The 23916-nt window shown below is 30.2% G+C and carries 37 protein-coding genes; all 37 read left to right on the top strand.

What is annotated here, in order from left to right; translation table 11 throughout:
- The first annotated feature begins 221 nt into the window (after positions 1-221).
- The 37 genes from G6O70_RS00200 to G6O70_RS00380 all read left to right on the top strand — a co-directional run bounded on the left by G6O70_RS00200 (position 222) and on the right by G6O70_RS00380 (position 23809).
- Positions 222-854, top strand: coding sequence for a hypothetical protein (locus G6O70_RS00200; RefSeq protein ID WP_057868820.1), 633 nt, complete (start codon positions 222-224; stop codon positions 852-854).
- A 258-nt stretch (positions 855-1112) separates the two neighbouring features.
- The gene (locus G6O70_RS00205; protein ID WP_057868819.1) at positions 1113-2168 is read left to right on the top strand and encodes a tyrosine-type recombinase/integrase; all 1056 of its coding nucleotides are present in this window, start codon (positions 1113-1115) and stop codon (positions 2166-2168) included.
- A gap of 87 nt (positions 2169-2255) precedes the next feature.
- On the top strand, positions 2256-3497 hold the full coding sequence (locus G6O70_RS00210) for a hypothetical protein (protein ID WP_057868818.1): 1242 nt from the start codon (positions 2256-2258) through the stop codon (positions 3495-3497).
- A 21-nt stretch (positions 3498-3518) separates the two neighbouring features.
- Positions 3519-4019, top strand: coding sequence for a hypothetical protein (locus G6O70_RS00215; RefSeq protein ID WP_057868817.1), 501 nt, complete (start codon positions 3519-3521; stop codon positions 4017-4019).
- On the top strand, positions 4012-4224 hold the full coding sequence (locus G6O70_RS00220; protein WP_057868816.1) for a hypothetical protein: 213 nt from the start codon (positions 4012-4014) through the stop codon (positions 4222-4224). Before G6O70_RS00215 ends, G6O70_RS00220 begins: the two co-directional genes overlap by 8 nt.
- 87 nt (positions 4225-4311) lie before the next feature.
- Positions 4312-4953, top strand: a complete 642-nt coding sequence (locus G6O70_RS00225) for a hypothetical protein (protein ID WP_057868815.1) — start codon at positions 4312-4314, stop codon at positions 4951-4953.
- Positions 4938-5516, top strand: coding sequence for a hypothetical protein (locus tag G6O70_RS00230; protein WP_057868814.1), 579 nt, complete (start codon positions 4938-4940; stop codon positions 5514-5516). Before G6O70_RS00225 ends, G6O70_RS00230 begins: the two co-directional genes overlap by 16 nt.
- Positions 5516-6706, top strand: coding sequence for a hypothetical protein (locus G6O70_RS00235; RefSeq protein ID WP_057868813.1), 1191 nt, complete (start codon positions 5516-5518; stop codon positions 6704-6706). The genes G6O70_RS00230 and G6O70_RS00235 overlap by 1 nt, the downstream gene beginning before the upstream one ends.
- Positions 6707-6748: 42 nt before the next feature.
- On the top strand, positions 6749-7714 hold the full coding sequence (locus G6O70_RS00240; protein WP_057868812.1) for an AAA family ATPase: 966 nt from the start codon (positions 6749-6751) through the stop codon (positions 7712-7714).
- 57 nt (positions 7715-7771) lie between these two features.
- Complete coding sequence (locus G6O70_RS00245; protein WP_258236124.1) at positions 7772-9013, top strand: metallophosphoesterase; 1242 nt, start codon at positions 7772-7774, stop codon at positions 9011-9013.
- A gap of 11 nt (positions 9014-9024) precedes the next feature.
- Positions 9025-9636 (top strand): hypothetical protein, encoded by a 612-nt coding sequence (locus G6O70_RS00250; RefSeq protein ID WP_057868811.1) that lies wholly within the window; start codon positions 9025-9027, stop codon positions 9634-9636.
- A gap of 11 nt (positions 9637-9647) precedes the next feature.
- A complete protein-coding gene (locus G6O70_RS00255; RefSeq protein WP_057868810.1) occupies positions 9648-9965 on the top strand; it encodes a hypothetical protein in 318 nt (105 codons plus the stop codon).
- A 5-nt stretch (positions 9966-9970) separates the two neighbouring features.
- Complete coding sequence (locus G6O70_RS00260) at positions 9971-11452, top strand: replication protein (protein WP_057868809.1); 1482 nt, start codon at positions 9971-9973, stop codon at positions 11450-11452.
- Positions 11453-11556: 104 nt separating this feature from the next.
- Positions 11557-12081 carry a hypothetical protein gene (locus G6O70_RS00265; RefSeq protein WP_057868808.1) on the top strand — a complete coding sequence of 175 codons (525 nt, stop codon included), beginning with the start codon at positions 11557-11559 and terminating at the stop codon, positions 12079-12081.
- Between the two features lie 5 nt (positions 12082-12086).
- Positions 12087-12557, top strand: a complete 471-nt coding sequence (locus tag G6O70_RS00270) for an NUMOD1 domain-containing DNA-binding protein (protein ID WP_057868807.1) — start codon at positions 12087-12089, stop codon at positions 12555-12557.
- Positions 12550-12843, top strand: coding sequence for a hypothetical protein (locus G6O70_RS00275; protein ID WP_057868806.1), 294 nt, complete (start codon positions 12550-12552; stop codon positions 12841-12843). The genes G6O70_RS00270 and G6O70_RS00275 overlap by 8 nt, the downstream gene beginning before the upstream one ends.
- Positions 12843-15104, top strand: coding sequence for an AAA family ATPase (locus tag G6O70_RS00280; protein WP_057868805.1), 2262 nt, complete (start codon positions 12843-12845; stop codon positions 15102-15104). Before G6O70_RS00275 ends, G6O70_RS00280 begins: the two co-directional genes overlap by 1 nt.
- A complete protein-coding gene (locus G6O70_RS00285; protein ID WP_057868804.1) occupies positions 15085-15432 on the top strand; it encodes a hypothetical protein in 348 nt (115 codons plus the stop codon). The genes G6O70_RS00280 and G6O70_RS00285 overlap by 20 nt, the downstream gene beginning before the upstream one ends.
- Before the next feature lie 278 nt (positions 15433-15710).
- The gene (locus G6O70_RS00290) at positions 15711-16739 is read left to right on the top strand and encodes a DHHA1 domain-containing protein (RefSeq protein ID WP_057868803.1); all 1029 of its coding nucleotides are present in this window, start codon (positions 15711-15713) and stop codon (positions 16737-16739) included.
- Positions 16729-17163 carry a RusA family crossover junction endodeoxyribonuclease gene (locus G6O70_RS00295; protein ID WP_057868802.1) on the top strand — a complete coding sequence of 145 codons (435 nt, stop codon included), beginning with the start codon at positions 16729-16731 and terminating at the stop codon, positions 17161-17163. The genes G6O70_RS00290 and G6O70_RS00295 overlap by 11 nt, the downstream gene beginning before the upstream one ends.
- Positions 17160-17378 carry a hypothetical protein gene (locus G6O70_RS00300; RefSeq protein WP_057868801.1) on the top strand — a complete coding sequence of 73 codons (219 nt, stop codon included), beginning with the start codon at positions 17160-17162 and terminating at the stop codon, positions 17376-17378. The genes G6O70_RS00295 and G6O70_RS00300 overlap by 4 nt, the downstream gene beginning before the upstream one ends.
- Before the next feature lie 422 nt (positions 17379-17800).
- Positions 17801-18067 (top strand): hypothetical protein, encoded by a 267-nt coding sequence (locus G6O70_RS00305; protein WP_057868800.1) that lies wholly within the window; start codon positions 17801-17803, stop codon positions 18065-18067.
- A 10-nt stretch (positions 18068-18077) separates the two neighbouring features.
- Positions 18078-18377 (top strand): hypothetical protein, encoded by a 300-nt coding sequence (locus tag G6O70_RS00310; RefSeq protein WP_057868799.1) that lies wholly within the window; start codon positions 18078-18080, stop codon positions 18375-18377.
- A 1-nt stretch (position 18378) separates the two neighbouring features.
- A complete protein-coding gene (locus G6O70_RS00315) occupies positions 18379-18954 on the top strand; it encodes a hypothetical protein (protein ID WP_057868798.1) in 576 nt (191 codons plus the stop codon).
- Entirely contained in the window at positions 18948-19511 is a 564-nt protein-coding gene (locus G6O70_RS00320; protein WP_057868797.1) for a hypothetical protein, read from the top strand. Before G6O70_RS00315 ends, G6O70_RS00320 begins: the two co-directional genes overlap by 7 nt.
- A 119-nt stretch (positions 19512-19630) precedes the next feature.
- Positions 19631-20053 (top strand): hypothetical protein, encoded by a 423-nt coding sequence (locus G6O70_RS00325; protein WP_057868796.1) that lies wholly within the window; start codon positions 19631-19633, stop codon positions 20051-20053.
- 22 nt (positions 20054-20075) lie between these two features.
- The gene (locus tag G6O70_RS00330; protein WP_057868795.1) at positions 20076-20435 is read left to right on the top strand and encodes a hypothetical protein; all 360 of its coding nucleotides are present in this window, start codon (positions 20076-20078) and stop codon (positions 20433-20435) included.
- 46 nt (positions 20436-20481) lie between these two features.
- Positions 20482-20754, top strand: coding sequence for a hypothetical protein (locus G6O70_RS00335; protein WP_057868794.1), 273 nt, complete (start codon positions 20482-20484; stop codon positions 20752-20754).
- Positions 20755-20782: 28 nt separating this feature from the next.
- A complete protein-coding gene (locus G6O70_RS00340) occupies positions 20783-21148 on the top strand; it encodes a hypothetical protein (protein ID WP_057868793.1) in 366 nt (121 codons plus the stop codon).
- A 120-nt stretch (positions 21149-21268) separates the two neighbouring features.
- Positions 21269-21604, top strand: coding sequence for a YopX family protein (locus tag G6O70_RS00345; RefSeq protein ID WP_057868792.1), 336 nt, complete (start codon positions 21269-21271; stop codon positions 21602-21604).
- Entirely contained in the window at positions 21601-21996 is a 396-nt protein-coding gene (locus G6O70_RS00350) for a hypothetical protein (protein ID WP_057868791.1), read from the top strand. Before G6O70_RS00345 ends, G6O70_RS00350 begins: the two co-directional genes overlap by 4 nt.
- Positions 21993-22295 (top strand): hypothetical protein, encoded by a 303-nt coding sequence (locus G6O70_RS00355; RefSeq protein ID WP_057868790.1) that lies wholly within the window; start codon positions 21993-21995, stop codon positions 22293-22295. Before G6O70_RS00350 ends, G6O70_RS00355 begins: the two co-directional genes overlap by 4 nt.
- Positions 22292-22483 carry a DUF6877 family protein gene (locus tag G6O70_RS00360; RefSeq protein WP_057868789.1) on the top strand — a complete coding sequence of 64 codons (192 nt, stop codon included), beginning with the start codon at positions 22292-22294 and terminating at the stop codon, positions 22481-22483. The genes G6O70_RS00355 and G6O70_RS00360 overlap by 4 nt, the downstream gene beginning before the upstream one ends.
- A 326-nt stretch (positions 22484-22809) precedes the next feature.
- Complete coding sequence (locus tag G6O70_RS00365) at positions 22810-22980, top strand: hypothetical protein (protein WP_157047934.1); 171 nt, start codon at positions 22810-22812, stop codon at positions 22978-22980.
- Positions 22973-23131 (top strand): hypothetical protein, encoded by a 159-nt coding sequence (locus G6O70_RS00370; RefSeq protein WP_157047933.1) that lies wholly within the window; start codon positions 22973-22975, stop codon positions 23129-23131. Before G6O70_RS00365 ends, G6O70_RS00370 begins: the two co-directional genes overlap by 8 nt.
- 11 nt (positions 23132-23142) lie before the next feature.
- Positions 23143-23610, top strand: coding sequence for a hypothetical protein (locus G6O70_RS00375; protein WP_057868787.1), 468 nt, complete (start codon positions 23143-23145; stop codon positions 23608-23610).
- Positions 23603-23809, top strand: a complete 207-nt coding sequence (locus G6O70_RS00380; protein ID WP_057868786.1) for a hypothetical protein — start codon at positions 23603-23605, stop codon at positions 23807-23809. The genes G6O70_RS00375 and G6O70_RS00380 overlap by 8 nt, the downstream gene beginning before the upstream one ends.
- Positions 23810-23916 lie beyond the last annotated feature (107 nt).

Raw genomic sequence — 23916 nt, forward strand, 5'->3', positions numbered from 1 at the left:
CGACTATTACGGTTTTGTTGATAATCAATATTCTAAGCATTTACAAGAAGTTCATAATATAAATCAAAGTAACTAAGTAGAATAAAAATTAAAGAAGATTGAAAATCTTGTTTGAATCTATAAATAAAATACAGAAGAAGTGTGCAGCCAAAAAATGTTAAACTAGAAATATCAATTAATAAATACCTAACCTGTGTATAAAATTTGGGAGTGTAGTAAAAATGAAGAAAAAGTATAAAAGCAAGGTAGATATGTTGGAGGCTTTTAGAAAAGAGATATATAGACTAGAAATTCAAGATAATCCTTCCAGGACAGAGTATCAAAATAGGTATGATAAAAAAATCGCTCCATCACCTAATTATTTGATGAAAGTATTGGAATTAAATTGGCGAGAAATAATTAAATTTATTGGCCTAGAGTATAAACCTTATTTAAACAATGAAAACAAATTAGGACGTAAAGAAATCCAATATAATTGGGAAGAAGTAGAAGCCAAGATATGCAAGTTGGTTTTTGAAAATAAGATAAAAAATAATTTGGAATTTTCTAAAATATTGAAAAAAGAAAACTTCCCAACATCTTTAACCTTAGCGAAACATGGTATAACCTGGAAAAAAATTATTTTTGAGGTCAATGATAAGTATAATACAATAATAAATTCTAATATATACTACAAAGATTCAGATGGAGAAGAACTTGTACGAATTGCGAAAAAAATAATCAAGAAAAACAATATACAAGACGTTAATGATTATATAAAAATGGGGCGTAATGAATATCCATCCATAAATATGATTGGAAGTAAGTTAAATATAACAAGGACAGCAGTAATAAATTTACTCTTTCATTCATAATATATTATAGCAATAAAGATTTATGACATTTAATTTTATAATATAATTATAGTCTTTTCTTATAGAATTGATAAAAAATTATACGAAATAATGTAATGAAATCAATTTTGTTTTTACGTAATGTTGTAACATCAACGTATACAGGTTAGAATGTTTTAAAATATTTTACTATTAAATGGTTAGAAATAAAAAAAATATAATAAACATATTGACATTTATAACAATATGGTTTAAATTTTAACTCGTGGAGGTAAGAAAATGGACGGAGTAATAGAAAATATAAATCTCGAAAATATTTTTAGGGAGTATTTAGAATCCAGGAGAACCGATAAAACAAGGGTGAAATATGAGCATTGTATTTCCGTATTTTTTAAGCTTATGTTTGATAAGGAAATAAAAAAAATAAATATAATTGATCTTAAAAGTATGCACTACAGCATAGTGTTCAAAAAATACATTAAGGTACAAAGAGAAAAAGGAATAAAAGATTCTACAATAAAAACTTCTTTAAGTATTGTGTCTTCATTTTTCGACTACTTAAATAAGGAAAATATATTTATGGGAAAAATAAATTATGACAAGATACGTAATGATTACTTATCTACTAGTAGTTTGGTCGATGATGTAAATCATATTAAACCCATGAGTAAAAAGGATTTATCACATCTCAAAGAATGGCTGAAAAATAAAGAATATAATACAAATACTCCTAAAATTGGAGAAAAGTATGCAGCTTTAGTTGATTTCATGTTTGTAACTGCGATAAGAAGTAGTGCTACTTTTAAAATAAAATGGTCGCAATTTGAGATATATGATTCTGTATGGGGCGGTAAATTTGCAAAATTAACGGTTATAGATAAAGGCACGAAAAAGAATATCAAAAACTTACAATATGTTTATTTCAGAAAAATGAAAGAGTTATTATTTTCTGGTAATGAAGATGATTTAGTATTTGGAGAATTATCTAAACGGAATTTTATTTATTACCTAAATGTTTTTAGCAAGGAAACAGGGATAGAGATAACTCCTCATTCTATTAAGGTCGGAGCGGGGACATATGTTTATTCTATAACTAAAGATATTGTTAAAACCTCACGCTTCTTGGATCATGAAAACATTGAAACGACAATGAGATACATTCGTGACAATGGTAATCCGAATGAATCTGGTTCTGTGATAGCAAGTAGAGACTATGATTATGATAAATTAGATGGCCTAAGTAAGGAACAATTATTATCTATTGTTAAAAGTAGAGAAGAGTTAAAAAATATAATTTATACTGACTCAATCTTGAATGGATTCATTAAGGAATAATTAAGAAACTTTGATACAAACTTTCAATATGTTGACTATTGTTTTAAATGATTTATAATAAATATAAATCAAGGAGGTAGTTTTTTTATGCTTAGAATAACAAGTGGTGTTTTACCATATGAGTTTCATGAGTTAAAAAACAACTATAATGAACGATTATTACAAATGAAAATCAGTCAAAGGTTTATTGATAAATTTTTTAATGCTACTACTATTGATACAGATGAACTCTCATACAGCAAGACTGTAGAAATGATTTTTGGATTATCTGTATTGAATAAGGATATAGAAAAGTTAGTTAAGTTAAGATTAGAAGATGATAGTAAACATAATGATAACTTTAGTATTGATTACAAATTTGATCATAATCTAAAGGCAGCTTTTATAGCACAGAGAAGCCGAGAATTAGAAAATTATAGTAATGTAAAAAAAATAATTAAAATTTTGAACCAAGTAGAACAATTTGAAATTGAAAAAAATAAATCTATTTTGCAATTCAATTTTGAAGACATGTTAGACATCATTAGCTATTATAGAAATAATTTCATAAATTATATGACTTACAATAACTATATTCTTGTAATTAATTTATTTGTTGACTACTCTATTAAAAAATTTGATGAGTTAGGTTACAAGTTGGAGAAGAGTTGGAATAAAAATAAACTTTTTGACAGCATTCCAGAAAATGAAAAACCTAAAAGTTTTATTGAAGCTGATGAATTAAAAAGAATAGTTAGAGCAATTGATAACCCTCAAGATGCGGTCATAATTTCTTTGATGATGAATGGTATTAAGTTATCAAGAATAGAAGAAGATGATGAGATTAGAAATATAAGAGAAGACGATATAACTGGCAATACGATTCATATTAGAGGTAAATTTGAACGTGATATTAAGTTAGACCCAGAAGCATTGTCTATTGTGCATGAAGCATTGGAACAGACCTTTTATAGTTCTACTTCTAAAACTATTCAAACAGTTAGTCGGACTGGTTATCTACTTAGAACATATGGAAGAAGCTCTAAAAATGGAAAAATGTCCGAATATGGAATCCAGAGAAGATTAAGGAAGATTAGAGAAAATTATTCTCAATTTATTGCAGATCGACAACTTACTTATAGTACTATCAGGACTGCAGGTAGAATCGAATTTGTAGATGACTTAATGTACTTAAATAAGTCAATATCTCTAGATGAAGCAATGTATGAAAGCATGGTTAAATTTGGGGATATGAAGGAAAGTTCATTAAACAACAAAAAATCTGAGGACGAGTATTACAGAAAATATAGTTTAGTGCAAAATTATGAAAAGTATAAAAATGTAAAATAACAATTTGTGGGGGATTTTTGAATGGAGAATTTTTATGTTGATAATGGGGGAGATCTTTTCAGGGCTATCATGAAAAAACTTAGTATAGAGCGTCCAGAAGATATCGGGATTAATACTAGAACCTCATTTCAAGATCAAATTGAGTTAGAAGTAATAAGATACTATATCTTAAACGACTATCCACTTGAACTGCTAAAAGAAACTTTAATAGAATTACAATTTCAAAAACAAGATGATATTAAAATGTTCTTAGATAGAAATTATGAGTCTATTTGCCTACTGATGGTAAATGATAATTTCCCAGAAAGTTTTTTAGAAAAATATTCGTCAATGTTGATAGCAGTTATGCAGCAAATTGTTCCAGAGAAACTGGCTATGAAATTATATGAAGCAATGAGGGAGTATTATAGATTCGGAGCCAGATCACCAATGGGTTTATGTATGTATTTATTGAATATGTTGGAGAATACTATGCAAAATATATTTAAACTAGAAAGAAGGCAAAGAGTAGTTATTGAATGATATAGTAAAATTTGAAAAAAAAATAAAAAAAATTCAAGAAATGGTTTTTGATTTGAGAAATACTACAATTGAAAATTATAGTATGGAGTTTCATAGTAAATTAGTTCAAGAATATTCAAATTTTTTTGAAACCCTATATGAATCTAAGATTGATGCTAATTTAAAATTAATATATGTAGATAGAGTAAGAGAAATGTTTGAATAGACATTTCTCTTTTTATTTTACAACTAAACATATTGACAGAACTGCCGTGCTTTTGTTATACTATTATCTGTTAAGGAGGTGTTTGACTTGAAAGATATTATAATAATGGCAAGCTATGCAGGTAGCGGAAAAGATACATTGGCTGATTTTATACGAGAAGAAGCAAAGCGTTATGGTAAAAATATTCAAAAAATATCCCTGGGTAAAGAGGTACACAAGATTACGGATGAGTATTTCCCGTTTAGTAATAAACATATCACCAGAAGAAGTGCTATGCAATTTATAGGTGAGGAATTCAGAGTATTTTTTGGCAATGATATTTGGATAAAGAAATTAGAGAGAGAAAAAGAATTATTAGAGGAAAAATCTGGAGACAAAATAAATATTGTTGTACCAGATGTCAGAAAGTTGACAGATTTTTCACATTTCTTTATTGAAAAGGAATATGATGCGATTTATCTGAAGGCAGATGTGAACACTGCTGAAAGAAGATTGGTTAAACGCGATCAAGAGTTTGATAAAAAAGAAATAAAAAACTCTATTATTGAACAACAGTTAAATTTCATAGAATCATTACCAACAAGAAGTATAAAGAACAGCAAGCTAAAATTTGTCAATATTGATAATAGTCCTTTGAACAAAATTGCCATAATGGATAATAATGGTGGACTTACCGACTTACAAAAACAATTAGAAGATTGGGAGGGAATAGTTTGGCAGAAGAAGTAACAGCATCACACGTTGTTAAATTTAATTTTGCTTTTGATATTGATAAAATTATTGGTGACGATAAGATTGCAGGTTTAAAACTTATTCTAGGAAATGTGGAAAAAGATGAATTATTTATTAGATATTTGGATAGAATTGGGCAAGAAATCAGAACTTATGTTGTTACAAGGGGATATCCTTTAACGCCAGTTAATGGTGAGTTGATACAGTATCAAGACTTTATTGAAAGCGTAAAGAAAATTACTGAGCAACAACAAAATATTCAGAAAAATCAAGAAAAAGAAATTCCCGATGAAGATAAGAATGTCTCATCTTTAAAAGAACCAGAAATAACAAGTGATGAGGAAGAAATTATTTATAACGATATGATTCGTGAAGAGTTCGATAAGATGAGTAGCGGCGTAAAAATTAAAAAAATTGTTCTTACCAAGGAATTACTTAACTCTAAAACATTAATCCAGAAGATTAAAAGATATTTTAAAAATTATGATGTTGTAGTATCAAATGAACATATTGATAGCAAATTCAGTTTTATTATTGAAGAAAAGGGGACAATTAATTAATGCCAACAAAATCAAAGAATAAATTAGAGAAAGAATTAAAACGAGGATACGCTTCATTCAGGGCATGGGGAATGGTAGGTCTTGGAGAAGATAGTATTGGAGAGCCACAAGTTTCAAAACATTCTACTTACAAATATGCCAATGCAAATTTCGCTTTAAAATTTGGTGAAGGGCAACAGGTATACGTTCAGTTAATGGGAGGATATGATCCTGCTAAACCAATCCTTAAGAGATTTTCTAAAAATAAAGACGAAGGAATTATGGATATAAAGTGGGAACATCGCGATAATGAAGAAATTCTAAAACAAGTAGCAGACAATTCATTCATTTTTGTTTCTTTAGAGCATAAGGAAGACGGGAAACTTGATGAGAAGAAGTTTTTATCCGAACTTGATGCTATTGCATATCTAAAGACAAATTTGAAAGATGGCGAAGAAGTCTTTGTATCAGGTGATATTGAGTATTCTCGTTACAATGGGAAAATTCAACGTAGATTGAATATTAAACGAATTAGATTAAATGAGGGGTATAAAAAATCTGATGGGACTGAGGTAGAACCACATAAACATGAAATATTAGGTACACAAACTTACCTAGTAGATAATACATCGGTGTCAAAACGTTATGATAAAGAATTAATAGAAGATGGGAAAACTATTATTTCAGCGTTTGTTCCACAATATATTTCTAAAGAAGATGGAAAAGAAATTAAAGAAGTTGTAGCACTACCACAGAGTATTACTGTTACAGCAACAGAAGAGAATCTTGAATTACGTAAAAAAGTTGTAGAAAAGTTTTTCAAAGTAAAATCTCGTGATGTGGTTCGTGAAATAACATGTAACATTGGTTTTAATGAGGGGTATGAACAGTCTTCAGGAGATATCGAACTAAACGATGAAGTTAAAGAATTGATTGAATTAGGGCTTGCTGATGAAGATGAAATCAAAAGCGAACTTACGATTCGTGGGAATAAAATAAGTGAGGTATTATTTTTACGGCCAAGAACTGATAAGGATGAATCAGGTCAACCACGATTAATGTTGGAAGACAAGTATGATCCAGAAGTTTTAGTAGTCCCAGAAACAGAAGAAGTAGAAGAAGAAAAAAATGAGAGTGATACAGAAGAAAGCCCATGGGGTGAAGATGAAGAAACTACAGATGAAGATTTAGAAGCGATGTTTGGAGCTTAGAACAAATACAAATAAACATAATGAAAGAAAAGAGGAATACGAATGGTAGTAGGTAGAAAACCTAATAGTCGAAAAAAAGGTTTGAAAGTTTTAGTTTATGGTGATACTGGTTCAGGTAAAAGTTTATTTGGATTGAGTTTTCCAAAGATCAAAGTTCTAGATTCAGAAGATGGTCTTGGTTGGTATGAAAACGATGAAGAAGGAAAGAATATCCTTGAAATTTTTGATACACAAAGTTTTTACGATTTAGAAGATGTATTAGAAGAATTGAAGGAAGATAGTAACTTTGGGACATTTATTGTAGATTCCGAGACTAAGATTCATGAAGACGTACAACAGGCATTGCTTGATATTGATGAAAAGCGAGCAAAACAAAAAGGCCAGAATGTTTTGGACGCAAATGTTTCAATAAGATCTTATGGAAAAATCAAACAAATAGAAACAAAATTACAAAATTCAAAGATTGAGTTGGCTAGTCGTGGAGTAAATATTGTCTCTATCGCTCAATCAGTAGACATTATGGAAGAGGTTAGTGCCAATAAGCGTGTCAAAGTTGGAGAGGCACCTAATATGAAAAAGAAAGCTGATTACGATTACGATGTTGTAATTCGACTCTTTGTAAAAGATCAGAAATTCTATGGAGAGATTGAAAAAGATCGTACAAAGGTTACTAGCGTAGGTGAAGTAGTAGAAAACCCATCTTACAATATCTGGAAGAGCAAGATCGAGAATAAGAAAAATCAAGGAGAAATTGTAAACAAAAACTTTGTAGCAGACTCAATGAAGTCTAAGGAACGTTATGAAGAAGAACTTGATGAAATGGGGCTTACAGATAAAGAGAAATTAACTAAATTTGTTAATTCGTTAGAAAAAGCAAGTGATAAGAAAGATTTTGCTGGATTACTAACAAGTGAATTGGGTATTAAAACACTAAGTAAGGCAAGCGAAGAACAATTAATTAAGTCATTAGAGATGGCCGAGAAATTTAAAAAGGACAGAGGGTTATAATACCCTTTTTTCTTATATATATGTGAATATCGGGTGTAGCACATTACGAGAGGTGTAATGATGCGTTCATATATAAATCGAAAAGGTACAAAAGTAGTTGTTACGGAGAAACATTTGGATACGGCTATTAAGATTAAAGAGGAATTACAGAAACTATCCCCAACAAGAAGAACATCATGGGCTAGACACAAGAATATGATGAAAAAGGAAGGATTTCTTGATAGCGATACTAATGAAGCCTACCGCTGTTTGATTAAAAGCGAACAGAAGGAACGTGGAGTATTACCAAGTGTAAATAAACACGCAGATCTATTAAGTGATAATAAGCTCCAAAGTATAAAATTCGAAATAGGTGAATTAAATTCAGCTAAATTAGAGCTACAAAAGCAAGGAACTAGTGTAAGAAAACTTGTTCGCGATGTAAATAAAGACGTTTTATTCATTGAGCATATTGAAGAAGCATTGAAAAAGAAGGACTTCAGTAAAGTAGGAGTATTTAGTAAATATGCACCCGAAAAATATAAAGAACAAAAAACAATGATTGTATGTCTTTCTGATATTCATTATGGAGCTGTAGTAAATTTACCAGACAATAAATTCAATAGAGATATTTGTGCAAGATTATTAAATAAGTATGCTGATAAAGTTATTGCAACAATTATTAAAGAGAATGTTAGCTCTGTCTACGTTATGAACCTAGGTGACTTGATTGAGAATGTTTATATGCGTAATCAAAATTTATATAACTCAGAAGAAACATTATCAGAACAGATAGTTAATGCTACCGAATTAGTTATTAAGTTTCTAGACAAAATATCAGCTTATGTAAAAGTTAAATATTCTGCTATTGCTGGTAATCATGATAGGTTGCAAGGCAAGAAAGACTCTAATCTAAGTGCAGATCATGCAATTAGAGTAAGTAACAAGATTATAGAGACTTATGCAAAATATTCAAACACACAAGTCAAGTTTGTGGCAGCCGAAGATTATTATCATTCTATAGATGTAGGTAAATATTCCTTCTGTTTTATTCATGGAGATCTCAATAATCTTCAAAAGAAAACATTACTTGCTGAGTTAAGTAATCTACATGGCAAACATTTTGTAGCAGTAATTGGTGGACACATACATCATTTTACAATGTTGGAAGTGGGTAATGATCAATACCAAGTTACTTTTGGGAGCATAAAGGGAATAGATGAATATTCTGTAAATATTATTGGTGCAAAATCATCAAGATCACAAGGTGTCGTTCTTATTGGAAAGGACGGTTTCGAAATTAGAAAGATAGGGCTATAGGGAGTGATTAAGTGGGTAAGGTTATAAGCATAGAGAAATGTTATTACTGTAATAAAGAATTAGCAGAGAGAGATATGGTAATAAAACCTATACCTCTGGTTTGTAAAAATGGGAAGAAAAGGAATTACAAACGTAAGTTCCACATAAATTGTGTTGAGAAATTCGTAGCCGAACACGAAGATGAATTTGAAACTAAGAAAGAAACTAGTGAATGGGATAAGGTATATAAATACTTCAAGTTAGATGTATTATGTCTTCCTGAAGATGTCAATTTGCCAGATTTTGCAACAAAGAGACTACTCGGTCTAAGAGTTGGTAAATTTATGCCTAATGCGATAAACACTAGAGTTATCAAACAAGGACATTCGTTTAGTACGATACTTGCCACTATGAAATTAGCTAATATCGAAATACAGAAAGCATTTAAGACACAAGCCTTTAGCGATATGCAGCACAAGATAAACTTGGCAATGTTTGTAATCAATAAACACATTGATTTTGTTGAAGAGAGAATTAGGAAAGTAGAAGAAATTAATAGTAAAAACCAAGAAATCGAGTTTAAAAAACCAACTGTTGCCAAATATATTAAGAAGAGTAAGAAGCGTAATTTTGATTTTATTTAGGAGGTGTTAGCGTGGCAATGATGAGTCATGTCCCATTAAATTTATATATCTCGTTAATTATTTCAAATAACAAAGAAGTAATGCTTTCTTCTTTTGGTGAAAACGGATTAAGACAATCTGAAATGAAAATGAATATGATCAGAAACATCATAAAGGAAGTTGCCTGGCGTACCCATAAAAAAACATGGGAAGTAGTTAATTTGTTTTTTGGTATGCTCAGCGATGTATATTTGAATGACAATACATTGAGAATATTCACAAGGCAAGAATTAGTTGAATATATTGAAGAAGAGCAAGAATATTTTAAAAAGATTTATGGAGGTCTTTAAAGTAAATGCCTGTTAAAGAGAAAGATAATAAGGTGGTAAAATCAGAGTTTTATAAAGAAGTAAAAGGGCATAAGAGGGTAGCAGAAAGTCAGTTCATATTATCTCTATATAAGAACCCAGATTTATTTTTTGAATATGATATTGACCCTTCAGATATTAGTGATATATCATGGAGATTTTACTATGGGGTACTGAAAGACTTGATGACAACAAAAAAATTGAAAGTTGTTGATATGATTGCTGTTGAAGAATATGTGCAGTCAAAGTCAGATAAATTACAAGAGTTCTATAATGAAAATGGGGGCTATGAGACTATAGCAACTGGGTCAAGAATTATAGAAGATGGTAATGTTGATGTATTTTATTCAGAAATTCAAAGGTATAAAGTCATATTAAAATTATTGGATATGGGCTATCCTATTCAAGAAAACTGGAATAAATATGCAAAAATGAATCTTGATGAATTATCAGATTACCTTGAAGGGCAATTAAATTCAGCTTTTTTAGATGCAGACTTTGGCGAAGATAAGGTAGTAGATATACTTACTGGAATTGAGGATATGGTGAAGAGAGCAGACTCAGGAATAGATCGAGGTTTGCCATTAACATCACAATTAATGAATGGTATTCAAAACGGAATGTCACTAGGTAATATTACCATGTTAGCTGCCAACTCTGGGGTAGGAAAAACATTCTTAACATTGAATCAATTATTGCCAACTCATGTAGATTTAGAAGAACGTCTTATGATTATAGCTAATGAGGAAGATAGAGCAAAATGGCAAAGAGAGATTATTACATGGCAAATTAACAATTTGCAAAAAGATGGTAATTTTGAGAAAGAAAGATTTAGTCAAGGAAAGTTTTCTAAAGAAGAAAAGACACAAATAGCAAAAGCAGTTAAATGGCTTAGAGATAAGATGTCGGATGGGTTAATTCAGTTTGTTAATTTGAATGACTTTTCAATGAATAAAACAATAAAATTAATAAAGAAATATAGTACTGGATTAGGCATCAAATATTTTATAGTAGATACACTAAAATCTGATAATGATGTTGGATCAAAAATTAGTGATAATTCTTGGCTACAATTACAGCAAAATATGGTTAAACTATATAATGCTATCAAACCTACTAATAGGAATTGTCATGTATGGGTGACTTATCAAATGTCGAAGAATCCCAAAGGTAAATATTTAAGTCAGAATGATTTAGGTATATCTAAGAACGTGGCCGATGTTGTCTCATCGCTACTTCTAATTAGACTTCTTTCTGAGACTGAAAAAGGTGAAGGTGCTGGATCGTTAAAAGTAAAGAATGAAGACGGTAGAACAGTTGCATTGAATGAGGATGAAGACTATTTTGTGGTATTTTGGGACAAAAATAGACAAGGTTCTACATCTGAGCAAGCAGTATTAAAGGTTGACCGTGGGAGAAATAAAGTTAAAGATATTGGGAAAGTCAGAATATCACCAGAATATAGTTAATTTAGGGAGAGATTGTGCTAACGATCTCTTTTTTATATTGACTTTCAAAGGCTTTTATTTTATTATATACTAGTAAACATAATGAAAGAATAAGGAGGAGGCATATGAATTTAAGATATAAGATTATGCTTGAAAAATTTCAGGAAGAATTAGGTTTAAATTTACGTTGGGTCTATGGTTGGGAAGGAATATACTGCATTAGTAGTAATGGTATTCTGTTTAAAAAAGATAAATATATTGCTGTTTTAAAAAAGGCCTATATTAAAAACGATGGTTTAGAAAATGCTATAGCAGTTTTAAAAGATCCTTTTGGTGTTAAAAGTAACCAAACAGTTTCTAAAGATAAAATGATGTATGAAGCATTTATTAAACCAATTGGAAAAGAATATACTGTTAAGAGAGTTATAAATAAACATAATGACATAAATATAAATGAGGAAAACTTTAAAATTGTATCACAAAGGACGATTGATGGTAGATATGTCGTATATTATGACGAAGATAATAATCGACATGTTTGGAGTTCAATAAATAAGGCTGCCACTGCTTTGGGATTAGATGTAAGAATAATTAGGGATTCGTTGCAGAATAAGCCTAATTCGATACTCAATTTAAGTTATGGGGTGTAGAGTTAATGGCTAATTTATTTGGAGATGATTTTTATAAGTTTTTATCTAACCTAGACTATGAAGTGCCAAATTGGGCGAATGTATTATCGAACACAGATCCTAGAATTATTTACATGCAAAAATATGTTCAGAGAAAAGAAAATGAGTTAGAAGAACTAAGAATATATAAAGAAATAAAAGACGTTTACTTTGAAAAACAAAAAGGTAACAAGGTCAAATTAATGATTTCTCAAAAGCTAGGAATAAGTATGAATCATGTTAATAAAGCTTTCTCAAACTTATCGAAAACATATGTGTATCATTGTGATTCTAATAAATTAATTATTTATAGGAGCAAGAATCAGGTTTCTAATAAGATGAATATAGAAAGAAGAGAAGTAAATAAATATCTTAATTCTTTTGAAGCATATAATGGTTATTTAATTTTTGATATCCTGGGTTGGTATGAATTTAAGGAGGATAAACACTATGAATGAGTTAAATAAATATGGGGAAATAACTTTTACAATAAAAAGAGATTTTAAATTAACAAATTTTTTAATTAAATGTAAGCCAAAATATATGTTTAAAACAACACATGTGGGTGGGGTAGATTTTGAACAGATAAATACCAACAGTAATGTAACCCTTAAGGAGATTGATGTCGCCAATCTTATTAAGAGTAAGAATACTGTTATTGTACTATATGAGGCAGAACATAAAATGGATTGTTATAATTTTGAAGATGAATCGAAATTATTGAGTATGGTGATAACTTACTAATGGAAGAGGAAATACTGTTAGTTGGCAAACTTGAACGAGTAATATTTCAAAGCGACAATAATGATTTTCAGATAGTTTTATTTAATTCGAAACGGGGAATTGTAACATTAAAAGGTGAGATGTCTCTTTTACCAGATACGGAATATTCCATCAAGGCAGATAAGGTAATAGACCCTAGATATGGTGAACAGTTCAACTTTATTTCTAGTAAACGCAGTAACCCTATTGAAGATATGAGCAAAGAGGACTTTAAGAAATTTTTATTAGGAATAGCTGGCGCATCCAAAGTAAAATCAATTTTTGATACAATAGATGATCCTCGTAAAGTCTTTGCAGAAGGTGATAAGGCAACTTTAATACAAGTAAAAGGTATAGGAGAGAATTTAGCTGAAAAATACCTTGAACAATATGAAGAACAAAAGGACTATGGCGAAGCGTATGTGGAGTTTGGCAAATGGGGATTCACGCCTAGTTTTACTAGGAAAGTAATAAAAAATAAGGGTTCTGTAGAATTGGCTATAAAGATACTTGATCAAAATGTTTATAATTTAATGGGGATAAACGGAATTGGTTTCAAGACCATTGACGATAAGGCATTGGAACATGGTATTTTGCCTAATGACACACGAAGAGTAAAAGGATTTATATTTGACTATTTTGATAAATTACGTTCAGAAGGAAATTCATATTCAGAATTAGATCAATTTATTGATTATGTAAATAAAGAAATATATGAATGTGATATTAAATTTATTTTGAATTATTTAAAAGAAAGTCAAGATTACACTGTCTATAAAGTAAAGGATAAGTTAAGAGTATCTAAAACCTCTATTTTTGAAAAAGAAAAATTTGTGGCCTTAGAGTTATTAAGATTATTATTTTCAAAAAGCACCTTAGAATTGAAGGATAAAGAGAAACTAATAACAGATGTAGAACAAAAGCAAGGCTGGACTTACTCTGAAGAACAGAAGCGGGCAATAGACTTGATGTTTGACAAGAATGTGTTCTTACTTCAGGGTTTAGCTGGTACTGGTAAAAGTTCTGTAGTAAATGCTTTTGTAAAAGTTTTAAAAGAGAACAACTATCTATATAGGCAATGTGCATTATCAGGAAAGGCTGCGCAAAATCTTGCAGGTATAACTGGAGAAAAGGGGAGTACGATTCACAAATTACTTGGAGTACAGGGAGATGAGTTTTTATATAAACGTAATAATAAAATACCGACAAATGTAGTCATTCTCGATGAAATATCCATGGTGGATTTAGACATATTCTATTCTTTAATACAAGCTATACCGAGCGGAGCTAAGCTAATTATGATTGGCGATAGTGGACAATTAGATTCAATTGGTATTGGTGTAATGTCTGAAATGCTTAGTTCAAAAATTATTCCTACTATTACCCTAAAAGAGATTCATAGACAAGCTAAAGAATCGGCGATTATTACTCATTCCATTTCATTTAGATTGGGCAAAAAACCAAAAGAACTATCAACAAAAACACCTAGAGCATTATATGGAACTAAAAAGGATTTAGGTTATAGTTTCATTCCTTCAGATAATGAAGAACGAATAATCAAAGAAGCAATGAAGATGTATAAGGTTCTAGTAAAAAAATATGGAGTGGGTAATACACAAATTATTACACCAACAATATCTTCAGGCTCAACGAATTGTGATAGATTAAATGAAGCTTGTCAAAGATTTATCAATCCAGCAACACCAAATAAATTAGAAATAGAAATTACATTATCAAAAGACAGAAAGTTCATAATTAGAGAAAACGATCGAGTAATAAATGTAAGAAATAACAAAACAACGGTCAAAGCAGATACAAATTTGCCATTGCCTATATTCAATGGTAATACTGGTGTTGTAAAAAAGATAACACTTGACGATAATCCATTTATGATTATTGATTTTGATGGTATAGGATTGGTTAGAGTAGCAAAAAAGGATTTTAAAGATATAAATCTAGGTTACGCGATAACAGTTCATAAATCTCAAGGTAGTACGATAGATTGTGTGTTAATACCCTTACCATATCAATTTATGCTTAATACAAGAGAGTTGATTTATACAGCTATTACAAGATCGGCGAAACTAGCCTATGTTATTACTACGCCCAGGACATTAAAAGCAACTTTAAGTAAAACAAGTAAGAAAACTCATCATAATAACTTAGGGAACTTATTGAGAAAAGAAGCGATTAATCTATTAAAAAACAAAGGAGAAAAAGATAATGAGAATACTAAAATTTAGAGGAACAAAAGTAACCGTTGGAAGAGAATACAAAGTTGGTGGTGTTCATTATGCTAATCTTATTAAACTAAACTCTGGTAAGACGATTAAAGGGGTTGTAGTAAATGGTAAAGGTGAGTTTATTGATCCAGAGAAAAAAGAATACAAACAAGAGACAAAAGACAAATTGAGAGTTACATCTAAAGATAGTACTACTGTATTTGAGTATCCGAGCGATGATTTTACAGAGTTTGTGGCCAAAAAGGAACTCAATACCATAATGGTTGGTAATTGTATTAGTGGAAAACAAAAGACACATAAAGGATATAGTTTTGAGTTAATTAAATAATAGAAATAAACATATTGACAGAATAGTATGTGATTGTTATACTATTTATAGGAAATTGGTTCGGGGAAAATATCAATTTCGGAGAGTAGAATATGAATTTTAAAGATTATATGACTTGGGAGTTAATTGAAGAGTTAAATTACTTGGTTAAAATAAATATGATTGGTGCGGTATATAAATCATGTCTTGATGAGCTTAGTAATAGATCTCATTTACTTACATTATTATATTAATATAGACCACATTGAGAAATGTGGTTTTAATTTAGGAGGAAGAATATGGAAGAAAGAGTATTTAAGATTTTCTCACATAATGATTTGGATGGTTATGCAGCACCAGTGTTATTAAGACAAATAGTAAGAAATAGATATAAACATGTAAAAGAAAAGATTGGAATTACATTTTTACCTACCACTTATTCATCTACAGGTAAAAGTGGGAGTATTGATAATGACATTTTGAATTTTTTAGAATCTGATTCTGTCAAAAGAACTGATAAGATTTATATTACAGACCTAACTCCTTCAGAAAATGTACTAGAGAAATTACTTAAGAAAAGTAATGAATATGGTTTTGAATGGGGAGTAGTAGATCATCATAAAACTGCTCTTTGGGCAAAAGAGAAATATCCTGATAATGTTTTTATTGAAATTAAAGCAGAGAACGAGAATCTACAATGTGCAACCTCGTTAGTTTTAGAATTAGCTCTCGCAACATTACCTAACTATTCTATGGGTGTTAATTCACTTAATTATGTAGAAGCCGTGAGAAGATATGATACATGGGAATGGTCAAAGTTACCTAATACTTCCTTATCTTTAGCAGCTATAAATTTGAACAACTTATTTTATTTTATGCTCGTCAAAGACAGAGAAGAAATGTTGGAGCTATGCTTAAACAAAGGTGTACATCAATTTTTAGAAAACAATTCAGGTCTAGTAAACATATTGAAAGAAAAAGAGAAGAAATATATAAAGAAGAAAATTGAGAGTGTGGAATTTGCGACTTTGAATAATAAGTTTCTAATTTCAGTAGTAAATGCAGAAGAATATGTATCAAATTTGGGAAATCAACTTGCTAAACTTGAGTATAAAGGCAGACCAGTAGATTTTTCAATAGTTATCCAAGGTAGTGATCGTGTCTCTTTAAGGACTGTAAAAGAAGATGTAGATGTTAGTAAGATTGCTGAACAAGTATTTGGCGGAGGTGGTCATGCGAAGGCCGCTGGTGGCAAATTTGACAAAGTTATTTATATGTATGAAATTAAAAATAATGGTAATTTAGAGGGCTTGAAATTTGAAGAATGAACTTAGGGTAGAAGTACCTTATTTACCAATTTCAGTTAATAAATATTTAGCTCCTAGAATACAGAGAGTAGGTAATAAGGTAATCCCAACAATGTATGAAACGAAAACATCTAAAGATTGGAAATTATTATTTAGGACAGCAATATTAAGAGCTATGAAACACCAAGATTTTAAGAAAGAACAGACTGGTGACGGCCATTGGTATTTAGATTGTGGTTTTGTTTTAAAGCGCAAAAATCAGGACTGTAATAATTTTTTCAAAATTCTCATAGACTCTTTCATTGGATTGGCTATCGAAGATGATAAAAATATTTTACCAAGAGTTCAATGGCTTGATTATGATACAAAAAATCCAAAAACTATGATTTATTTGCATAAAGTTAATCAACTTGAATTACTCAATGTGAAGGAGGGTATGAAGTGAGAATAAATCAGAATATTCTAAAAAAAATTTATAAAAGTATTAAGGGTACTAATAGATATATTACTAAATATGAGAATGGTATAAAAACAACGTTTAGAGAATATAAAAAAGATGTCATTGAAGTAGTAATTAAGGATGGAGAAGATGAATTTGTTTCTAGGTATGATAAAAATGGTTTTGTGATTTATACAACAGTATTAAGTAAAAAGAAGTAATTACGGAGGTTAATATGATTTCATTTGATATTGTTATCAGTATAATCATTTTTGGTTTTGTAATAGAAAGTGCAGCAGGATTCAAAAGTATATTAGGAGATGGTAGAGAATGCCAGACTGGGAGGCATTGGAAAAGCAAAGAGAGCAATTAGAAATAGAAAGTATTTTCAAAATAGAAGATCAAAAAGACTATGAAAATGAGTTAAACGAAGATAATTATTAATACCTAAATAAACATATTGACAGAATTTAACGTTTGAATTATACTAAAATTGTCAAAACAACTCAAATGAAGGAAGTGACGTAGTGAATTGGTTAATAAGAAATTATACAAATAACTTTGTATTTATATTTCAAATTATATCAATGTACTTGTCCTTCTTTTTTTATTTAATCAAGTAAGAAAGAATGGTGTAAAATCAATGAACATTGGAAATTACAATATAAAAGTTAAGACTGAAAAGCAGTGGAGAAGTTTAGTGACTTTGTTAGAAAAAATAGACCCTGAAATAAAATGGGGTGGACGCTTGCGCCCAACAGAATTGTGTAACTTTGATATGTTTGAAGAGAATACTATTTTCATTCTTAAAGACAAATTTCTCACGTACGGAGATACAGAAGATCTAAGTATTATTTCAGAATTAGATTATACAGATTTTGTTGCTTTAATAAACATAATGAAAGAATAGAGGGAATAGCATGAAAGCATATTCTGTTGAAGTAATTAGCGATCCTGATTATGGACAAGAAATAATATGGGCTGAAAATACTAAAGAAGCAAGGAAAAAGGCTAGATGTACTGAAATGGCAGGTAATGCAGATGGATTTCTTGATTTAAGGGTAACACGATCTTCAGGCTTTGATGATTGCGAGAATATGAATGCAGATGATTTTGCATGGAAACAGCATCAAGAAGGTTGGATATGGTTTGAGATTCCGCAATTGAATAATGAGGACTTAACTAAAGAAGAATTTATTAAATTAGTAAAGGAGATATAAAATGACAACAGAATATAAAAAAGGCGATAAGGTAGTAATTTCAGTGCCAGAAATAGGCCATAATACGTTGGGAAAACAGGTATTGATATTTGATGAAGATAGTTTTTTAGAAGTTCCCATAAATGATAAACATTTTTTAGGCAAGCTAGAAGACTTTAAACCAGCGGAAGAAAAAATCAAGTTTACGCCTGAAGAAAAGAAAGAATTTGATCATTTAAAATCATTGGGTCGCACTTTGTTTGACGCTCTTAACCGTATAAGAAGCACAGAAATAAGTCGTTTCTTCCCCTATTTAGACAACAAACTTTTTAATAAAGAAACGGGATTTAGTAATCAATTTGAATTTGCTAGAGCATGGGAGAATCCAGAATTGATAGAGCTTATTGAACCAAGACATGCAGTAAAAGTTGCTAATATGTGGTTATGGAAAGTTGAGAATGATTATCGTTTAATAGAAAAATTTAGCTTATTTAATGAAAACTGTCATTTTACCAAAAAAGAGATTGAAGAAATTGCAAAATTACCTAAATTCAAATATATAGAATTAGTAGGTGCATGGGAGGAAAGTAAATGGTGAAATATGAAAAACATTTATATAAAGTGGATGATAGAGTAGTAATTAAATTAGACAATACTGCTAAGAATCGTTTGAATAAAGGTAGGGATAACATAACAATAATTAATGAACAAGTTTTAGGCAAGCTAGAAAATTTTCAGCCGGCAGAAGAAAAGATTAAAATGACGGTGGAAGAAGCAAAAGAGTTTGAAGAATTAAAATCTAGAATATCAAGTGCAAGAATTTATATGGTGTTATTTTCCATAATTAATAATTGCACACAATTTCCAGCCCTGTATAAATTTCAAGCTAATGATATAAATCAATTTAATCTGGCTAAAGCATGGGTTAATCCATCACTCATTGAGGTTAGTGAACCTGAAAAGTATGAGATTAAAATAGGACGTCAGTATTTGCAATTGAATAAGTCAAATGTGTTTTTATTAGCAAGTGAACTTGGCATTGTTAGTCTTCGAACAGAATTAACCCTTGATGAAGTAAAAGAAGCAGAAAAGCAACTAGGCATTCAAGGCTTGCAAGCCAAGTGGCACGAAGCTGCAAAGGAGGAAACAAAATGAAGTTTGTATACACATACAAATAAAAAAGTTTATTGGAGATAAAAATTATGCAAATGACGCAAAGAAAACTAGATAAAATGTTGATTTTATAAATAATATGAATAGAAAGAAGGAATCATATGACAATATTTGCATTAATACTATTAACATTATTAATAGTAATGAATATCATGGGAGATTTTAGTGCATTTAAAACTGATGATGAAAACAAAGCAAAGTTAGAAAAAACGCTACACGATGTAGAATATAAAAATGAAACCAGAATTTCCTTATTTTGGGGTTTAATATTATATTCTGTCACACTATTTATAGTTGGATTAAGAGTAAATAGTATTATAGGAATTTTACTATGTTTGTTAATTTTCGGTGTTGAATGTGCTGAATACTTTTATAGGATTTCAAAACTGACTATCTTAGAAACTAAAGAAAAGGTAATTGAATATGCTATAAGTGAGTATAGAAATATTGTTTTTATTACGGTTGAGTTAATTGAACTTGCAGTATTTATATATCTGTTTATCGTATTGCTAAGTAACCTCTAAATTTTACTAGGAAGTGAACATAATGATAGAAACGAGATTTGTATTACTAATTGCTGTTGCGGCATTATCAATAGCATTAGTTGGACTTGGAATAGCAATAAGCATAAAAAGAAAAGACAAGTTTTCAAGAGATAAGACTAAGATCAAGAAATACTTTAGGGAACAAGGTATAGATACTAAATTCGATGATGAAAATTACTGTTTACGAATATACAAAGATAAAACAAATATTTGCTTATTAAAATCAGATATAGTGACATTTCCAGTTTATGCTGAAAGAATTAATATAATATATTTTGCCGAATGTACACATGATAATTATCAATTTATTAGGAAATATAGACGAATAATTTATAGCTTGTTTGAGTCAAGTAACATATAAGACAAATGCACAAATTATATTAATAGGAATAGCGGAGGAATAAAAGATGAATAAAGTACAACATTTAGAAAAAGCTATGAAGGAAGCTAATATGGAACTACCCAGCAAGATTAGATTTGTGTTGACAATTAAGAATAAAAAGAGAGAAATTTACTTTGATAAATTTGAGACGAAAACCAAGGTTGAAAATGTCAAATTTAAGAATGTACAGCCACTATTTCTCGATGGTACTCATGGAGTTTGCTTGGAGCTAAAAGAATTTAGTGACTACCAGTCTTTAAATGAATATCTTGATTATCTTAGAAAAATATGGGGCTAATTCATTCAAGAATTGAGGAGGAACAGCGATGAAGTTTTACAATGACAAAGCTAAGTTTGGTTGGACTACAGAACGATCGGTCAATTCAGACTCTTATGGAACGTTAATTCTAGATTATGCTGAAAATTTAATGAACTTGATGGAAAAACATTTGTCCGAGAGTAAAAAGCTAGAAGATGTTTGGCGTGATGATATTTGGAACGCAAAGGGTGTTGAGCAACAGAGCGGTTACTCGCATTCGGTTGCACTAAACAGAGTTGTGAGGTACTGGTATTTAGGTGAAAAATTTGCAGAGCTTGCTAGTACAGAATTTAGTGAATTGGGATTAGAAGGAACAAGAAAATACTTCGAGAAAAGGCATTCGGAGGTAAGGGAAAATGCACAAAAGAGCTAGGAATCATAAGTTATTAGTAGATTTTCAATGTAGTAGAAATTTTACGTTGGGTCAGGTAGTTAGTGGTAAATGGAAAAAATATAATCCTGATTATGAGCCGCAAGGAAAGAGGATGAACTGATGGAAGAGTATAAATTTAGAGCTTGGAATAAAGAAGATAAAGAAATGATTAATGGGGTACAGAATTTTTTAAGTCTTAGATATTTCTTTCGTGATGAAAACATTATTGTTGAACAATTTACTGGCCTGAAAGACAAGAACGGCAAGGAAATCTATGAGGGAGATATTATAAAATACAAGAATTTTTCTGGTGAAATTCTATATCTAACTGTCAAATGGTCTCAAGAAGATGCTTGCTTCTACACAGGCGGAGTTCGTATTGACTATGTAATTCGTAAAGGCGAGGTTGTAGGCGATATACACAATAACTATGATTTGCTGGAGGTGTCGAAATGAGCGTTGAAGAATATTTTAGAGATGAATTAGGTACACAAGTTTTAGTAAGGATTAATCGTTCTAATATTGAAATTTACGGTGCAGATAAAGACGCTCCAAGCTTTTCTATAGACAAGTCAAAGGATATTTTGAATTTCATTTATAAAGGAGCTTTGTCTGTTTGGAAAGATTTTAAACCTAAAGAGACATTTTCGGAAGGCAGTGACTACTACGAATTTTATGATAAAAAAACTGATAACAATGGTTATTTATCAGTTTCATTTGCTAATCAGAAAATTAGTTTTGATAGGAGATATTTACAAGGCGAAACATTACTATGGTATAGATTTAATAAAGCAAAGTGTCAGTCTTTCGTATTTAGAGTAATGGACATGCTGGAGGTGTCAAAATGAAAACTAGAGATAACGATTTGAATGGCCACAATTTAGCTCCTGCTGAAACACAAGAGCAAAAAAGATGTAAATACTGTCATATTCAAGAAGATAATGACTATGATAATTTTGAGTCGTATGTGGCAGGTTTTGATTCAGAAGATGCTGGATCTATTTTTCCTGACCTTAGTTCAGTAGTGCTTCCTAAAAAAGGAATACTAGTATCATTATACTTTCCAGCTTTTGATGTACCAGACTTCATAAGTATTTCTATTAACAATTGTCCTAAATGTGGTAGAAAAATGGAGGTGTCGGAATGAGTGAAATAGCAGGCATGGCGTTAAACAGACTAATTAATGACCATGATTTCCCAATTGCAGTTAAGCGCGACATCCTAAGCAGACTTCAAAGTAATCAGCTAGGAAATAACGATGAACATGCAAAGGAAGCATATGTGTGGCAGCAAGTTAGGTACCTAGAGAATTGGTTGAAACTAAAGGGAGAATGAAGATAATGGATATTTATTTCTATTATAAGTTTTGTGAAAGTATTAATGCAGTATGGTTATTCTATTTGACAATAATATTAAGTGTGATTCTAATTATAGCTTGCTTTACTTCATATTGTCTTATTAACTTTAAAAGATTTCAAAAGCGTAAAAAGGAATACTCAGTCAAAATATTTGATTTATCTTATCACACTAGTCTTATTGAGGATCTTGAAAAATTAGGATATAAGAATACAAATTCATATATAAATACGGACTTCAATTATAAACTCGTACATGTAGATGTTACTAAAATGGAGTATTGGATGGGGTAGGAGGAAATATAAATGAACAATGAGACAATCAAAGTATCTCAAATTCGTGAATCGCTATTACTAATAATGGCTAGGAACATGACTCCAAACTTTAACGCAGTTGAAATGGACACTTTTCTCACAGAAACGGAGAGCATAATAGCGAATAATATGAAAGTGAGAGCAGGCAAGGAGAATGTGTAGAATGATATATGTAGTTTATTATCAATTTTATGATGACGTAAGAATAATACAGGCACATCGAGATGTAATTGATGCCGCCGATGAAGTTAGAGAAATGAACCTTCAAAGCACTGAAGGTACTTACTATTATGAATCAGTACGTTTATTTTAGGAGGTAAAATGATGAATTATCAATATAGAATTTGGGACAGTTATCTTGGTAGGATTTTATATGTCTTAGAGTTAAATTATATCCCTGAAGGTTTTGACAAATACAATAATTTAAGACTAAGAGTTGACTATATAAGAGCTTTAGACACCGAAAAACATGAAATACATGTGTACCAAGGTGCAGAATTAGATGAAATTGTATTAGAAAGATGTACACAGAAACAAGATAAAAATGGTAGATTATTTTATGATGGGGATATAATCAAGACAGAAAAAGGTAATTATCAGGAAGTAGTTGACTACCAAGCGGAAATTGGTGGAAAGGGAGAAAAACTAGTCAGTCAGTTCTCTGCATTCCCATTTGGGTATAATGACATGGAACTCAAGGATATCGTAACATATAAGCTATCAAAAACAGACGAGATAGTTGGTGAATATCATACCTTTAAGTTGCCAAAGGGTGTGATAGAAAATGGATGAAGTATATAATAGAATAAATTATCTGGAGAATAGGACAAATTATCTAGAGGGTATGGAAAACTTACTTTGGAATAAAACTAATACTCAAAATATTACATTTTGCAAAATAGGTGAGATTATGTCGGATGAATTTTTAGAACCCCAAAGTAAAAGAATCGCTGTTATAGCATATTTAAAAGGAGCAAATAGTGATTGGTAAAAGTTCTATTTTATAAATATAGTATTTACATTAAATAAACATAATGATATACTATTCAAGTGACAAGATGGAATATATTTAATATTATCGTCATACAAATAAACATA

Origin of the sequence: Liquorilactobacillus hordei DSM 19519, assembly GCF_019443985.1 — a bacterium.
Taxonomy (GTDB): domain Bacteria; phylum Bacillota; class Bacilli; order Lactobacillales; family Lactobacillaceae; genus Liquorilactobacillus; species Liquorilactobacillus hordei.

What these genes read in the sequence shown, in the direction of transcription:
- G6O70_RS00375 (WP_057868787.1), top strand. Translation starts at nt 23,143, where the DNA reads ATGAATTATCAATATAGAATTTGGGACAGTTATCTTGGTAGGATTTTA.
- G6O70_RS00275 (WP_057868806.1), top strand. Translation starts at nt 12,550, where the DNA reads ATGAATGAGTTAAATAAATATGGGGAAATAACTTTTACAATAAAAAGA.
- G6O70_RS00305 (WP_057868800.1), top strand. Translation starts at nt 17,801, where the DNA reads ATGAACATTGGAAATTACAATATAAAAGTTAAGACTGAAAAGCAGTGG.
- G6O70_RS00280 (WP_057868805.1), top strand. Translation starts at nt 12,843, where the DNA reads ATGGAAGAGGAAATACTGTTAGTTGGCAAACTTGAACGAGTAATATTT.
- G6O70_RS00265 (WP_057868808.1), top strand. Translation starts at nt 11,557, where the DNA reads ATGAATTTAAGATATAAGATTATGCTTGAAAAATTTCAGGAAGAATTA.
- G6O70_RS00370 (WP_157047933.1), top strand. Translation starts at nt 22,973, where the DNA reads ATGTGTAGAATGATATATGTAGTTTATTATCAATTTTATGATGACGTA.
- G6O70_RS00270 (WP_057868807.1), top strand. Translation starts at nt 12,087, where the DNA reads ATGGCTAATTTATTTGGAGATGATTTTTATAAGTTTTTATCTAACCTA.
- G6O70_RS00290 (WP_057868803.1), top strand. Translation starts at nt 15,711, where the DNA reads ATGGAAGAAAGAGTATTTAAGATTTTCTCACATAATGATTTGGATGGT.
- G6O70_RS00245 (WP_258236124.1), top strand. Translation starts at nt 7,772, where the DNA reads ATGATGCGTTCATATATAAATCGAAAAGGTACAAAAGTAGTTGTTACG.
- G6O70_RS00360 (WP_057868789.1), top strand. Translation starts at nt 22,292, where the DNA reads ATGAGTGAAATAGCAGGCATGGCGTTAAACAGACTAATTAATGACCAT.
- G6O70_RS00215 (WP_057868817.1), top strand. Translation starts at nt 3,519, where the DNA reads ATGGAGAATTTTTATGTTGATAATGGGGGAGATCTTTTCAGGGCTATC.
- G6O70_RS00350 (WP_057868791.1), top strand. Translation starts at nt 21,601, where the DNA reads ATGAGCGTTGAAGAATATTTTAGAGATGAATTAGGTACACAAGTTTTA.
- G6O70_RS00340 (WP_057868793.1), top strand. Translation starts at nt 20,783, where the DNA reads ATGAAGTTTTACAATGACAAAGCTAAGTTTGGTTGGACTACAGAACGA.
- G6O70_RS00260 (WP_057868809.1), top strand. Translation starts at nt 9,971, where the DNA reads ATGCCTGTTAAAGAGAAAGATAATAAGGTGGTAAAATCAGAGTTTTAT.
- G6O70_RS00365 (WP_157047934.1), top strand. Translation starts at nt 22,810, where the DNA reads ATGAACAATGAGACAATCAAAGTATCTCAAATTCGTGAATCGCTATTA.
- G6O70_RS00235 (WP_057868813.1), top strand. Translation starts at nt 5,516, where the DNA reads ATGCCAACAAAATCAAAGAATAAATTAGAGAAAGAATTAAAACGAGGA.
- G6O70_RS00325 (WP_057868796.1), top strand. Translation starts at nt 19,631, where the DNA reads ATGACAATATTTGCATTAATACTATTAACATTATTAATAGTAATGAAT.
- G6O70_RS00335 (WP_057868794.1), top strand. Translation starts at nt 20,482, where the DNA reads ATGAATAAAGTACAACATTTAGAAAAAGCTATGAAGGAAGCTAATATG.
- G6O70_RS00315 (WP_057868798.1), top strand. Translation starts at nt 18,379, where the DNA reads ATGACAACAGAATATAAAAAAGGCGATAAGGTAGTAATTTCAGTGCCA.
- G6O70_RS00240 (WP_057868812.1), top strand. Translation starts at nt 6,749, where the DNA reads ATGGTAGTAGGTAGAAAACCTAATAGTCGAAAAAAAGGTTTGAAAGTT.
- G6O70_RS00345 (WP_057868792.1), top strand. Translation starts at nt 21,269, where the DNA reads ATGGAAGAGTATAAATTTAGAGCTTGGAATAAAGAAGATAAAGAAATG.
- G6O70_RS00285 (WP_057868804.1), top strand. Translation starts at nt 15,085, where the DNA reads ATGAGAATACTAAAATTTAGAGGAACAAAAGTAACCGTTGGAAGAGAA.
- G6O70_RS00200 (WP_057868820.1), top strand. Translation starts at nt 222, where the DNA reads ATGAAGAAAAAGTATAAAAGCAAGGTAGATATGTTGGAGGCTTTTAGA.
- G6O70_RS00205 (WP_057868819.1), top strand. Translation starts at nt 1,113, where the DNA reads ATGGACGGAGTAATAGAAAATATAAATCTCGAAAATATTTTTAGGGAG.
- G6O70_RS00310 (WP_057868799.1), top strand. Translation starts at nt 18,078, where the DNA reads ATGAAAGCATATTCTGTTGAAGTAATTAGCGATCCTGATTATGGACAA.
- G6O70_RS00380 (WP_057868786.1), top strand. Translation starts at nt 23,603, where the DNA reads ATGGATGAAGTATATAATAGAATAAATTATCTGGAGAATAGGACAAAT.
- G6O70_RS00330 (WP_057868795.1), top strand. Translation starts at nt 20,076, where the DNA reads ATGATAGAAACGAGATTTGTATTACTAATTGCTGTTGCGGCATTATCA.
- G6O70_RS00355 (WP_057868790.1), top strand. Translation starts at nt 21,993, where the DNA reads ATGAAAACTAGAGATAACGATTTGAATGGCCACAATTTAGCTCCTGCT.
- G6O70_RS00210 (WP_057868818.1), top strand. Translation starts at nt 2,256, where the DNA reads ATGCTTAGAATAACAAGTGGTGTTTTACCATATGAGTTTCATGAGTTA.
- G6O70_RS00320 (WP_057868797.1), top strand. Translation starts at nt 18,948, where the DNA reads ATGGTGAAATATGAAAAACATTTATATAAAGTGGATGATAGAGTAGTA.